Raw genomic sequence first — 12,781 nt, forward strand, 5'->3', positions numbered from 1 at the left:
GCGGGCAGGGCTCCAAAGGCCGCGCGCGATGCGCGCGCGGCCCGGTGACTTGCAGACTTATTTATACTGCTCGAGATCGGCAGCGGCCTTCTTCAGCGCATCTGCCGGCTGGGCCTGGCCGGTTACGACCGACTGGACCATGGCGATCATGGCGTTCTGGAAGCCCTTATAGTCCTTGAACAGCGGCTCCGGACCACCATAGGCGATGCCGTCGATAAACGGCTTCCAGGAAGGATCTTTCTTGACGAACTCGTCAACCATCGGAGACGGGCGCAGCGGCGTAAGACCGGCACCGCCCTGGAGTTCGTACTCGCCCTGCGGGCCGGGAGAGGTGATGAATTTGGCAAATTCGATCGCCTTGTCCTCAACGCCAGACCCCTTGAAGACGGCAAGGCTGTCGGTGATGAGCAGCGTGCCCGGACCCTTGGCCGACGGACCGAGCGGCAGCGGTGCCACACCCCAGTTGATCTTCGTTTCCTTGAGGCGGTAGGCAGCGCCGGAACCGGCCTGGAGCATGCCGACCTTGCCATCGAGGAAGATGGCGCGCATTTCGTTCTGCTCGTAGGCCGTCGGTCCTTCGACCGAATAAGGCGTGATGTCCTTGTAGGCCTGGAGAGCGGCCAGAACTTCGGGACTGTCGAGGGTGATCTTGTCGCCGTCGATCACCTTGCCATTGTTGGTGTAAACCCAATGCAGGAACTGGTGCATGGTGTTGTCGAAGGTTTTGGCCGACAGGCCGTATCCGGGAATGCCGGTCTTTTCCTTGATCGTCTTGGCGTCGGCAATTTCCTCGGCCCAGGTGGTCGGCGGCTTTTCCGGATCGAGACCGGCCTTCTTGAAGAGGTCCTTGTTCCAGTAGAGCGCCTTGGTCGAGAAAGCGATCGGCGTGCCCCACTGCTGTCCGTCGATAGTGACCGTATTCACGATCCCCGGATAATAGGCCTTCTTCTCGTCGTCCGTCATCGGGATCGGAACGATCAGATCGTTGTCAGCGAACTGCTTGAGCGTGCGCGAGCCGACATAGGCCATGGCGACCGGCGTGCCGGCTGCAGCGAGTGTTGTCGCCTTATCCTGGCACAATTCCCAGCCGACGAGCTCTGGTTTGACGGCCCAGCCCGGATTCTTGTCTTCCCACTGCTTAATGTACTTCACATGGATCGGATCGATGCTGTCGCCGCAATAGATCCAGCTGATTTCCTTGTCGGCCGCCTGGGCGGTTACGGCGCCAAGCGCGGTGGAGCCGAGCAAAGCAAGGGCGAGAAGCCCTGTCTTGAAATGGAATGTCACGTTTAAGCTCCCGTTCTCTCTGGTGGTTGATTTGATTTTATTGCTTCACCGCGCCGGCGGTCAGACCGCTGACGAGATACCGTTGCAGGAAGAAGATCACGACCAGAGCCGGCGCGATGCCGACGAAACTTGCGGCCATGAGTTCATTCCAGACGACCTCCTGCCGGCCGAAATAGGCAAAGAGCCCAACCGGCAGCGGCATATATTCCGTCTTCGAATTGAAAGTAAGAGCATAGATGAACTGCTGCGCGTAGGCCTCGATGAACGAGGAAATCGCAACGACGACGATGCCGGGCATGGCGATCGGCAAGATGACACGCCGCAGCGTATAGAGCTGGCTCGCGCCATCCACATAGGCCGCCTCATCCAGCTCGCGCGGAATGCGGCGGATATAGGTGTGCAACAGCCAGATTCCCGTAGGAATGATGAAGGCCACTCCCGGCACGATCATGGCGAAATAGGTGTTCAGCACACCGAAGGAACGCATGAGCCGGAACAGCGGGATGAGCAGCACGGCGCCGGAAAACATCTTGACTGCAAGAAAAGCGCCGAGCAGCAGGCCGGATCCCTTGAATTCGAAACGGGCGAAGGCGTAGGCGGCCGGCACGACGAGGATCAGCACGATGATGGTGATCGATCCGGAAACTAGAAACGAGTTGAAGATATACCAGCCGAAACCCGGCACGCTCGTCCACATCGTGCGATAGGCGGTAAAAGAGCCGTTCTCGGGGATGAAGCGGTAAGGCGACGAAAAGAGCTGGCTAAGCGGCTTCAGCGACACTAGGAACCCTTCGATGAAGGGCGCCAGCACGAAAGCCAGAAAGAGCAGGATTCCAGCATAAATGCCGATAAGCTCATACCACTTGTAGCGATGGATCATCGAAGGGTGGCTCATCGCTGCTTGGCTCCCGTGGAAAAGCGGCTGGTCAGGCGGAAATAGGCAAGGCAGAAGAGCGACAGGAAGATGCAGATCAGCACCGCACGCGCAGCGCCCTCGCCATATTTGTAGGAGCCGATCGCCGTTCGGTACGTGTCGATGATCATCGTCGTCGTTTCGCCGTTCGGCCCGCCGCGGGTCAAAATCCAGATGATGTCGAAGGAATTGAAGGTCGAGATCAGCGAGAGCATCGACATGGTGACCAGAGACGGCACCAACAGCGGCAGGGTGATACGGCGGAAGCGATAGAAGCGGCCGGCGCCATCCGTCCAGGCTGCCTCGTAGAGATCGTGCGGAATCGCCTGCATGGCCGCCAGCATATAGAGAGTGACCATCGGCACGCCGATCCAGACGTCGGTGACGATCGTCGCCCAGAAGGCTGTGCTGCCATAGGCAAGGAAAGCGACAGGACTGTCGACGATGCCGAAGCGCTGCAGCAGGCCGGAAATCATGCCGAACTGGCCATTATACATCCAGCCCCACATGAAGATGCCGATCGCCATCGGCACGATCCAGGGCGGCATGGTCAGTACACGGAAGAGCGCGCGGCCCGGAACGGCCGAATTCAGGAGCGCCGCCCCTAAAGTGCCGATGATCATCTTGATCGACACGGAGAAGAAGGTCCAGATGAACGTCCGGACGATGACGCCTGCGAAGGTGTCGTTGAAGATCTTCGCGTAGTTCTCGAAGCCAACCCAATTCGTCACCTTCTTCAACGACGCATCGGTGAAGGACAGGATTATCGTGTCGACCAGCGGATAGGCGACGATGACGGTGACATAGAGGAGAGCCGGAAAAAGCAGGAGCCAGGCGAAGATGATCGTGCTGCGTTGAACACCCATCCCGCGCCCCTCCCTAGGCGGCTCTTGAATGAAGCGCTTCGTCGAACTCGTCCCAGATCGGTCGGAGATCGACGACGGCTCTCTTCATGCGCGCCTCATCCATCGAGAGCGCCAGAATGCCTGCCTCCAGCGCATTCTGGGTCGACACAGGCAGGTGCAGGCCCGTCTTGACGTGCGAGATGATATCGGCGGCCATCTGCTCGTCGGCGCCATAATGCTGCGAAAGCGTGGTGGCCGCGTAAGTGTTTTCGATCACCTTTTTGCCGGTCAGCATCTCGTGGACATTGAAGTAACCGCGGATGAAATCACCTTCGGCCATGCCGCGCGAGCCCATGATGGCAAAGCGGCGAAACTGATCCGGCACGTTAAGATTGGTGTGGAAGTTCATGCCGACGCCATTGGCATATTCGACGATCGCCACCTGGTAATCGATGATATCGCCGTCGCTGTCGAAGACCTTGTCCGATCCCATCCAGCCGCTCGGCTTGCGATGGAAGAGCTCAAGATCGTTGATGCCTTCCCGTGCCGGGTCGTTTTCCGGAATGAAACTCTTGCGGCCGCCGAAGCTTGCAACCCGCTCCGGCCGCGCACCGACTACACCATTGTAGAGATCGAGGTCGTGGCAGCATTTTTCCAGCATGAAGCTGCCGGAATAATGTTCGTAGCGGCGCCAGTCACGCATGAAAAAGGCGCCATGATAGGGCTCGATGTGCTCCGCCGCCTCGATCGAAACCACATGGCCGAGCTTTCCTTCGGCCTGGGCGGCCAGGAGATCGCGGTACATCGGCGAATAGCGCAGCACCAAGCCCACATTCAGGCGCTCATGGCCGAATTTCGCCATCAGGCGGGCGAGCTCGATACTGTCCTTGATCGTCGTGACGATCGGCTTTTCGCAGAAGATCTTGAGGCCGGCTTCGAGGCCGACGCGAATGTGATCGAGATGCATGTGGTTCGGAGAGCCGATCATCAGGAGATCGATCTTCTCGTTGGCAATCAGCTGCTGGGGCGTCGCATAGGCCTTCCCGGCCGATATGCCCCGTTCGGTCAAACCGGGCAGGCCTGCCGGCGCCGGATCGACATAGCCAGCAATCTCGAAGCTCTCATCGATCGCCTTGAAGACATAGCCCAGGTAGCCCAGGCGGAATCCCAGCCCAATGATTCCAACGCGCATGCTTTTGAGTTCCCATTACGTAATTTATTTTCGTAAGCTTGGGACAAATTTTCGCATTCGTCAACGACGTTCGCGCATTTTACGAGAAACATGAAATTTATTTTCAGAAAATGACAAAACCTGAGCGACATTGACGCGCAAGCCACGCTCGCTTTGATTGCGATGGCGCTCGACGCTGCTGCTTAAATCGGCAAAGTGCATGCGGCTTATCTGTCCGGGCCGTTATACTGCCAATATTGGTAGTTCGGTTTTCTGGTGCTGCTGGAAATGACACCATTCTGATCGCAAACGTAACCGAGGCGCGGCAGGCCACGATAGAATGGTCCCTCGTGAAAATAATCCGCGTAGACAGTGGCAGTATGACATTGAAACTTCTCGTCATCAGCCATTTTCGGCGCAGTAACCCCGGGAAGGTCCTTGTAAGGATAGACGGGAGCGACATATGGCTTGGGCAGGAGCGGATTGTCGGCAAGGGCGACCGCCGGCATCAAGGCTGCAAAGGACAGGGCAGCAATGGCGATTTTCGATTTGACCCACATGAACTGCTACGCTCCTTTGCAGATGCAAGCGCAACGATCATACGCCGCATGCTATAGATATAGGGGGGCCGCAGTCATGCGCCAACGGGTTCCCCGATCAAAATCCCGCGCAAGCGACGGCTTCCCTCCAGTCGCGGCCGGCCATTCACGCTACGTTACACCAAAAAAAATGCTTTTATCTGCAAATACAACACAGGCGTGCGGCAGCCGTTTGCGACAAGTAATAAGCATGTTATATAGTATGGAAATTGTCATCTCAGTTGCAGTCGCCGCGATTTCTGTTTGCAGGAGTAACAGTCATTCTCGAACAGATTAATCGTGTTCCTCCCTTCCCTGATCCCGGGACCGCTGACGATATCGCTCAGCAGGTTTGCATCTATGTCATCAACCTCGATCGCTCGCGTGATCGCTGGGAGCGGCTCTGCAAGCAGGCTGTCGAATTCGATCTGCATATTACCCGCATTCCCGCTGTCGACGGCCGCGTCATAGCTGACGCGGATCGCGTCGATTTCCACCCCCCTTCATTCATGTATCATAACGGCCGTAAGCTCCTGCCGGGAGAATACGGATGCTATCGCAGCCATCTCATCGCCCTCGAGCAATTTGTCGCCAGCGGCGACAGGATGGCGATCATCATCGAAGATGACGTTGAGCTCAACGAAAGGCTGATACCGCGCGCGATCGCGGCGATGGACGGCGCCAAAGGCGCCCGTCTCGTCAAACTCGTCAACCATCGTCTCGTCGGCTTCAAACCGATCCACGAAACCAGTGAAAATGACGTTGTCGGCCGCTGCATGCATGGTCCGCAGGGCTCAGCTGCTTGTTACATCGTCAACCGCAAGGCAGCCAAGAAGCTGCTGACGACGCTGAAGCCCATGCTTCTTCCCTATGACGTCGCGCTGGAACGCGGTTGGTCCACCGGCGTCGAGACATTCACGACCTTTGAAAATCTTGTCGACTTCAGCCCCCATCGCGCCGATACCACGATCGGCAAGCGCGTGCATTACCGCGCCGTAAAGCGGCACCCCCTGTTGCGGCTGACGGCGCATTGGTTCCGCACCTGCGATCAGGTGCGCCGCTGGAACTACGCCATCGCGATGAAACGGTAGCTGCGGCGCGAAGCCGGACTGGAAAACCGCTGCGCACTTTTCCTGGAGTTGCTCCAGGAGGCGCCGGTGTCGTGACGGGACGCGCGTCTATAGCTGCGCGACGTTATCAAGGTTCGGTTGGTCGACAGTCAGATCCGTCTCGCGCTCACGATAGACCAGATCGACCACTTCGCTGCTCGGCGTATAGCCGGAAACGAGATTTTGCAGCATGGCTCTGGCCAGGGGAATGTCATTTTCATCCAGCGCCGCCTCAAGTGCGGCAAGCCGCTTCGACAGCTCCGGCAATGGGAGAAAGTCTTCCTTGGCCTGCATGATGCGCGGATGACTGGTCGGCTGCGGGTTGTCGCCGATCAACAGCTCTTCATAGAGCTTCTCGCCTGGTCGCAGGCCGGTGATTTCGAGCTCGATATCGCCGTCAGGCTCGTCTTGATCCCGTACAGTCAGACCGGACAGTTCCACCATGCGGCGTGCGAGATCGGCAATGCGCACCGGTTCGCCCATGTCGAGCAGGAATACGTCGCCACCGCCCGACATCGCGCCCGCCTGGATCACAAGCTGCGACGCCTCGGGAATGGTCATGAAATAACGGGTGATATCGGGATGCGTGAGTGTGATCGGCCCGCCGTCGCGGATCTGCTGGCGAAAAAGGGGCACGACCGAACCGGAGGAGCCTAGCACGTTGCCGAAGCGCACCATGGCGAAATTGGTACTGTCGGTGCCGGGCTTGCGATCGGCGTCCATCGCCTGCAGCACCATTTCCGCCAGCCGCTTGCTAGCACCCATGATGTTGGTCGGGCGTACGGCCTTGTCGGTGCTGATGAGGACGAAATTTTCGACACCATGATCGCGCGCAGCCTCGGCCGCTATCTGCGTTCCCTGCACATTGTTGCGGATACCCTCGGCGGGATTGTATTCGACGAGCGGCACATGCTTGTAGGCGGCGGCATGATAGACGGTCTTCGGCCGCCAGGCCTGCATGATCTGCCTCATCCGGTGGCCATCCCGCACGGACGCCAGGAAGGGAATGATCCGTATATCGGCATAACCGGCGGAAGCGGCCGTCTTCTCCAGCTCGCCATGGATGGCGTAAAGGGCGAACTCGCTCTGCTCGATCAGCAGCAGGGCGGACGGGCCGTTCTTCAGGATCTGGCGGCAGAGTTCGCTGCCGATCGAGCCACCGGCGCCGGTGACCATGACGACCTTACCGCGAATGTTCTTCTCGATCAGGCCGCGGTCGGGAGCGATCACGTTGCGGCCGAGTAGGTCTTCGATGTCAAGCTCACGCAGATCCGAAACCGCGACCCGGCCCTGCGCAAGCGCCGTCAGATCGGGCATGGTCCGCACGGTGACGCGGGCCTTGCGCATATCTTCGAGGATTTCGTTGCGCCGCTGCCGCGTGGCGTTCGGCAAGGCCAGCAGCACGCCCTTGATCTCGCCCGAGACCACGAGCGCCGGCAGATCGGCAGGATCGTAGATCGGCAGGCCGCCCATGATGCTGCCATGCAGATTGCGATCGTCGTCGAGATAACCGACAACGTTCAGTTCGGCGCTGTTGGCAAGGGCGCCTGTAAGCTGGCGTCCCGAAGCACCCGCGCCGTAGACCAGCACCTTGCCAAGCTGATTGCGGTTGAGAAGGCGCTGATAGGCGTTACCGAGCCAGTAGCGCGTCCACATGCGCGACAGGCCGATCGCGATCAGCAATAGCAGCGGCTGTAAGATACCGACCGTGCGCGGCACACCCGGCACGCTGATCGCGGTGAAAACCGTCATGAAGGCGAGCGCATAGATCGCCACCGCCTTGACGACCGTCACGAACGCCGAAAGACCGGCATAGCGGAAGATCGCACGATAAAGGCCGAGAACGATGAAGATCGGAATGGCGAGCAGAAGGGAGACGATGGCCGGCAGCCACTCGACGCCCTCGAGAATGACCCAATCGTCGAGGCGGAGACAGTAAGCAAACCAGACCGTCAGTACGCACAGGCTGGCATCGACCAGCAGCGCAAGCGCGCGCTTGGTAGAGCGCGGCAAAGCCAGAAACGGCAGAACGAGTTTATCCGCGGGCACCATCGGTCAGTTTTCCCTGGCGCCAGTCATCGGAGCAGCGCACCGCTTTTCTCGCATAGATTGTCTCACAAAGTATCATACAACGCGCAATGAGCAGATCGCGCTTCCATTAGCAAGATCCGATCATCTGCAGCGCCGATTTACATTTAGAACAGTCGGCGCGCAATTGCATCCTCAATGCTGAAAAAGCCGCCGAAACGAAAAGATGGAACGGCGGTCACTTGCCGAAATAGCTGCGGATAACCGGATGCCGAAACAGACCGATGAGAATGGCAAACGCCATGCCGAGACCGGCACCGAAGATCGCTCCGGCGATAAGCCCGGCCACCATCATTACCTTGCGGCTCGGCCCATCGGCCTTCAGCGGCGCTTCCGCCTCAGAGATCACGCGGATATTGCTCTGCGACAGATCGTGAGCATCGCTCGCCTGGCCGGACCGTTTCAGAAGCGATTCATAAAGATCGCGCGCCGCGGTCGCCTTGCGCTGCAGCTCGTTCAGGCTGACGAGCTTGCCCGAGGTATTGACCTGCGAGGCCTTCTGCACGGCAAGTTCCTTGGCGATATCCTGCTCGGCCTTCTGCGCCTGCTCGTAATCGGCGCGGGCCGAGGTCATCTGCCGCTGCAGCTCTGCCCGGATTTCCGCGGCGAGGCTTTCCAGCGAGGACTTCGCGGCAAGCAGGCGCGGGTGGCGGGCGCCGAGCAGGCTTTGCAGGCTTCCGACATTGGCTGCCATCGTCGCATATTGCTGCCGCAGACTGCTCAATGCGGTCGACGTCACCCCCGACGAAGGATTGTTGGAGACGACTTCCTCGAAACTGAGCTTTCCGGCTGCATCTGCTCGGGCTTTCGCCTCGATCGTCTTCTGCTGGCTGGTGACAAGCAGGTCGTTCAGCGCGGTCAGGCGCTTGTCGGAAATCAGATTGCCCTCGACGGCCACCATATCGTTGTCGGCGCGGTAGGTCTCGACAGCCTTTTCGGCTGAGAGCACCTGCTGGCGCAGATCCTCGAGGCGGCTATCCAACGCCGTATTGCTGCTCTTGAAGCTGTTCGACGCCGCCTTGCTCTCTTCCTCCAGAAAGGAGGTGACGAGCTGATTGGCGATCCCGGCCGATTTCTGCGGATCGCCTGTCGTCACTTTCGCCGTCACGACATAGGTACTGGCTTCGCGGGCGATCTGAACGGCTTTCGCCAGGGCGGCCGTGGCCACATATTTTGCCGCCTCGCCGGTGGCACCGCCATTGAATTTCGGGTCCTGATCGAGCCTCAATGCATCGACGACGCGGCCGAGCACTTTGCCCGAAGACAGAATCTGCGTCTGGCTTTCGATCATCGTGGTGATCAATTCAGGCGGCGTCGGAGCCTGCTGGGCGGAATCGGAGCCTCCGACCGGGCGGGGGTCGAAATAGAGGCTGGTCTCGGCGGTGAATTTCTGCGGAATAAGGGGAATGACAGCGCCGCCCAGCACAGCACCGCCGCCTGCCAGGGCAAGAACTACAAGCTTCTTCGCCCAGATCGAAGCGATGGCCGATCGAAGATCGAGCAACGGCAACTTTGCCGCCGGTACCGATGCTGCCGGAGCAGCGGCAGACACCGGAGGAACCGCAACCTGCTCGACGGTCGGCATCGCCACAGCAACAATCGGCTCGGCAATGGGGCGCGGAACCACCGGCTCCTCTCCATCGGATCGATTCGACGCTCTTTGCGAAACGGCGGCATCCGCGATAGGCGCCTTGGGCTCTTCGGAATGTGCTACGGGCTCGGCTGCGACAACGAAATCCCGAGGGCGCAAGACAGGACTGCGCGGGCGCACGCCATCGCGCCGTACATCAGACGGCTCGGTGTCGCGCCAACCCGCAAGTCGGTCCGATCGCTGGCTTCGTTCCATTGAGCTCATTGCAGACTTTCAGTGCTTCGCGGGCGAATTCCACGCAGCAGACACCTGAAGTTTAGAAAGGTTTGGCTAACGGAACATTAAGGACGCTTTCAGGAAATCGCGTCACGGGCATCAACGCAACCCATCCTTTCATCATTGCTCAACACCATACTTCCTATGAAAAGCCATAGCCGCGTGGAAGACAGGGACATGCCATGACCGCATCGATGACGAAATCTCTGCGACGCCTGCTGGCGGCGGCCGTCATGCTTGCTTTCACGACGGACGCTGGAGGCGCATTCGCGGCTGGGCAACTGTGCTATCGCGGCGTCAATCTCTCCGGGGCTGAGTATGGGGAGCGCGGCGGGGTCGTCAATGTCAATTACACCTATCCGTCCGAACAGACCGTGCGCTATTTCGCCGAAAAAGGCATGAATACGATCCGCCTTCCCTTCCGCTGGGAACGGCTGCAGCCGGTGCTAGGGGCGCCGTTTGACGGGAACGAGATGAAACGCCTGAAGGATGCCGTCGACCTCATCCAGAAACATGGAATGTCGGTCGTTCTCGATCCGCACAATTACGCCTATTACGACAAGACCCAGCTCAAGCAGCCTCCCGCGACCGATCTTGCTTTCGGCGATTTCTGGGCGCGGCTTGCAGTCGAATTCGCCAATCGGAAGGGCGTCGCCTTCGGCCTGATGAACGAGCCGCACGATCTCAAGGCGCCCGATTGGCTCGAACTTGCCAATACCGCGATCCGCAGCATCCGTACCGTCGGCGCTCGCAATCTCATTCTCGTGCCCGGAACGAACTGGACGGGCGCACACAGCTGGTCGGCCGATGTGCTTGGTGGTGGCGCAAACGGAACGGTCATGCTCGGCGTCAAGGATCCGCTTGATTTCTATGCCTTCGAACTTCACCAATATCTGGATTCCGACAGTTCCGGCACGCATCCGGTCTGCGATGGCGCCGACAATGCCGTGAAGGGCATGAACGACGTCACCGACTGGCTGCGCAAGAACGGCAAACGCGGATTTCTGGGCGAATTCGGCGTCGCCGCCAATGATGGTTGCCTCGATGGCCTGAAGCAGATGCTCGACATCATGGACGTCAACAGCGACGTCTGGCTCGGCTGGACCTATTGGGCTGCCGGTGACTGGTGGCCGCCGGAAGAACCGCTCAACGTCCAGCCGCGCAATGGCCGCGACAAGCCGCAGATGAAGGTTCTTGCCGAGGGGCTCAATCGAAAAGTATCGCTGGCGACCTCATGCGCGCTGGTCAGGCCGACGAAATGACCGCTGACGGGCAACCCGGCCCTTTGTCGCGAATCATCGGGCTGATATGTTGCGGCGGCCAGTGAAGACGCCACGACCTCGGATATCTCATGCAACGTTCAGGCGAAAAGCAGCCGATCAATTTCGTCATTCTCACGATTTCGCTGCTGGCGGTCTGCTATAACTGCATCCTGGCCTTCATCAATCACAATATCACGCCGTTGACGCCGAGCGCGGTCGTCTTGTCCGAAATATTGCTGCAGGTCGCCGCTTTCACCTATCTGCTGGCGAAGGGCATATATGAGGAGGACATAGCGCCGCTCCTTTACCTGCTGCTGACGATCGTGCTGACGATCTTCGTCATCGCCATCAACAAGCAGGCCTATATCGATCATCTCCGCAATGTGATGATCATCTTCGCCTTTTCGATCATGGGGCGGCTGGCCAACGAGCGCACCGTCAAGCTCGCATTCAAGATTTCATGCTTCATCGTGCTTGCCGTGCTTGTCCTGGAAATCGTTTCGGTCAAGGAATATGTCGCGCTGTTCCATCCGGCCGAATATTTCCAGAATACGCGCGGCGTGCCGCCGGCGACCTATAGCGATATCGGCCTGTTTCGCGGCGCGCTCGGCTTCGAGGGCCGGTTCTCCTTCGGCCTGATCGACCACCGATCGTCCTCCATCTTCCTGGAGCAGGTCTCGCTTGCCAATTTCTGCGGCGTGATGGTGCTGTATCTGATCAGCTTTTCCAATCGCCTGGGATTATTCGACCGTCTGCTATTCTTCTCGACGGTCGTGCTCATCCTGCTGACGAATGACACGCGCACGATGCTGATTTTCAGCCTCGTCTGCGTTGCCGGCTATTTCATCTATCCATGGCTTCCCAAGACGCTCGACCTGCTGACGATGCCCGGGATCATCGTAGTCGGCTTCGTCATTCACGCGCTCGAGCCGAGCGTGACGGGCGATAATTTCGTCGGGCGCATCAATGGCACGGTGAAAGCGTTCCTCGGCATGGATCTGCAGAGCACGATCGGCCTGCAGCTCGATCAGGTCGGCATCTTTTTCGACAGCGGATATGTCTACATCATCTATGGCGCCACCATCTTCGGCCTGATCCTGTTCTGGCTCTACGCCTCGCTCTATCCGGGCGGCGAAACGGTCAATCAGCGACGCCTCGGCCATGCGCTTTCCCTTTTCCTCTTCCTCAATCTGATGATCGGCTCGACGGCGATCTTCTCCATGAAGACGGCCGGGCTCGTCTGGCTTCTTGTGGGATTCCTGAAGTTCAACGAGGGAAGTATGGCGAAACGGCCACAAGAGCTTTCGCTGGCAACCGGCGGCTGAGGCGGGGATACGCCGTTCGAAGACGCAACGGGAACGGCTTTTTGCCCGTCATCCTGCCTAAATATCTGTCGAAACATGGCTGGGGGGAGGTATTTCCCAGACCTCCGATTTCATCTAAGCAGGCGGACATCCTCGGGATAGAAGAGAAGAGACATGACGAGCTATGTATTGACAGTTGCGTGCAAATCGACGCGTGGGATCGTTGCGGCGATCTCGAACTATCTGGCCGGACAGGGCTGCAACATCGTCGACTCCAGCCAGTTCGACGATCTCGACACCGGCATGTTCTTCATGCGCGTCTCCTTCATCTCCGAAGAAGGTGTGGCCGGCCCGGCA

General features: G+C 58.9%; 12 protein-coding genes. 4 read left to right on the top strand and 8 right to left on the bottom strand.

From position 1 onward, the window contains the following. Positions 1-57: 57 nt before the first annotated feature. Genes AC13QE_RS15730 through AC13QE_RS15755 form a run of 6 tightly spaced genes read right to left on the bottom strand, consistent with a single transcriptional unit; the run spans position 58 to position 4,776 of the window. Positions 58-1,287 carry an extracellular solute-binding protein gene (locus tag AC13QE_RS15730; protein ID WP_488484342.1) on the bottom strand — a complete coding sequence of 410 codons (1,230 nt, stop codon included), beginning with the start codon at positions 1,285-1,287 and terminating at the stop codon, positions 58-60. Positions 1,288-1,324: 37 nt separating this feature from the next. Next, positions 1,325-2,182: a carbohydrate ABC transporter permease gene (locus AC13QE_RS15735; RefSeq protein ID WP_041677164.1), complete on the bottom strand. Its 858-nt coding sequence runs from the start codon at positions 2,180-2,182 to the stop codon at positions 1,325-1,327. Next, the gene (locus AC13QE_RS15740; RefSeq protein WP_488484343.1) at positions 2,179-3,066 is read right to left on the bottom strand and encodes a carbohydrate ABC transporter permease; all 888 of its coding nucleotides are present in this window, start codon (positions 3,064-3,066) and stop codon (positions 2,179-2,181) included. Before AC13QE_RS15740 ends, AC13QE_RS15735 begins: the two co-directional genes overlap by 4 nt. A gap of 13 nt (positions 3,067-3,079) precedes the next feature. Next, on the bottom strand, positions 3,080-4,237 hold the full coding sequence (locus AC13QE_RS15745) for a Gfo/Idh/MocA family protein (protein ID WP_488484344.1): 1,158 nt from the start codon (positions 4,235-4,237) through the stop codon (positions 3,080-3,082). A 60-nt stretch (positions 4,238-4,297) separates the two neighbouring features. Next, the gene (locus AC13QE_RS15750; RefSeq protein ID WP_488484345.1) at positions 4,298-4,438 is read right to left on the bottom strand and encodes a hypothetical protein; all 141 of its coding nucleotides are present in this window, start codon (positions 4,436-4,438) and stop codon (positions 4,298-4,300) included. A 5-nt stretch (positions 4,439-4,443) separates the two neighbouring features. Beyond that, positions 4,444-4,776 carry a hypothetical protein gene (locus tag AC13QE_RS15755; RefSeq protein WP_015338447.1) on the bottom strand — a complete coding sequence of 111 codons (333 nt, stop codon included), beginning with the start codon at positions 4,774-4,776 and terminating at the stop codon, positions 4,444-4,446. A 260-nt stretch (positions 4,777-5,036) separates the two neighbouring features. Here AC13QE_RS15755 and AC13QE_RS15760 point away from each other — a divergent pair, with 260 nt between their 5' ends. Then, positions 5,037-5,885 carry a glycosyltransferase family 25 protein gene (locus AC13QE_RS15760; protein WP_210293712.1) on the top strand — a complete coding sequence of 283 codons (849 nt, stop codon included), beginning with the start codon at positions 5,037-5,039 and terminating at the stop codon, positions 5,883-5,885. A gap of 87 nt (positions 5,886-5,972) precedes the next feature. On the opposite strand, the gene AC13QE_RS15765 is transcribed toward AC13QE_RS15760, so the two are convergent. Then, positions 5,973-7,955 (bottom strand): nucleoside-diphosphate sugar epimerase/dehydratase, encoded by a 1,983-nt coding sequence (locus AC13QE_RS15765; RefSeq protein ID WP_132721115.1) that lies wholly within the window; start codon positions 7,953-7,955, stop codon positions 5,973-5,975. A gap of 214 nt (positions 7,956-8,169) precedes the next feature. Further along, positions 8,170-9,846 (bottom strand): GumC family protein, encoded by a 1,677-nt coding sequence (locus AC13QE_RS15770; RefSeq protein WP_488484346.1) that lies wholly within the window; start codon positions 9,844-9,846, stop codon positions 8,170-8,172. A 194-nt stretch (positions 9,847-10,040) separates the two neighbouring features. Here AC13QE_RS15770 and AC13QE_RS15775 point away from each other — a divergent pair, with 194 nt between their 5' ends. From AC13QE_RS15775 to AC13QE_RS15785, 3 genes are all read left to right on the top strand, one after another. After that, complete coding sequence (locus AC13QE_RS15775; RefSeq protein WP_488484347.1) at positions 10,041-11,120, top strand: glycoside hydrolase family 5 protein; 1,080 nt, start codon at positions 10,041-10,043, stop codon at positions 11,118-11,120. Positions 11,121-11,209: 89 nt separating this feature from the next. After that, complete coding sequence (locus AC13QE_RS15780) at positions 11,210-12,445, top strand: hypothetical protein (protein WP_488484348.1); 1,236 nt, start codon at positions 11,210-11,212, stop codon at positions 12,443-12,445. Positions 12,446-12,598: 153 nt separating this feature from the next. Beyond that, a partial coding sequence (locus tag AC13QE_RS15785; protein ID WP_488484349.1) for an ACT domain-containing protein occupies positions 12,599-12,781 on the top strand: 183 nt, incomplete at its 3' end.

The organism is Martinezella sp. CNPSo 3957 (assembly GCF_057784395.1).